Origin of the sequence: Mesorhizobium sp. M4B.F.Ca.ET.214.01.1.1 (assembly GCF_004791545.1) — a bacterium.
Taxonomy (GTDB): Bacteria; Pseudomonadota; Alphaproteobacteria; order Rhizobiales; family Rhizobiaceae; genus Mesorhizobium; species Mesorhizobium abyssinicae.
Map to the genome: position 1 here is coordinate 1 of NZ_SRUX01000112.1, position 374 is coordinate 374.

At 63.1% G+C, this 374-nt stretch carries 1 pseudogene; it reads right to left on the reverse strand.

Annotated elements, in window-relative coordinates:
* Window positions 1-374, reverse strand: a pseudogene (locus tag EN857_RS33520) (beta-ACP synthase); the annotation flags it as partial.

Sequence of the window (374 nt, forward strand, 5' to 3'; positions counted from 1 at the left end):
GTGATGTCGAGGTCGCAAGCGGGATCTGGCTCGCGATAGTTGGCGGTCGGCGGCACGACGTCCTCTTGGATTGCCATCACGCAGGCGATCATTTCAAGCGCGCTCGCTGCGCCGAGGCAATGCGCGTGCGTGGACTTGGTGGAAGAGATGGACATCGAATAAGCGTGGTTTCCAAACACACGCTTGATCGCCGCCGTTTCAGTCTGATCATTGCTCTTGGTACCGGTGCCGTGCGCGTTGAGGTAGTCGACGTCCTCGGCATTCAGCCCGGCATCGGCAAGGCAGGCGCGCATCGCCGACGCTGGCCCCTCGACAGATGGCGCGGCGATGTGGAAGGCATCGGCGGAAAGGCCGACGCCGGCGATCTCGGCAAG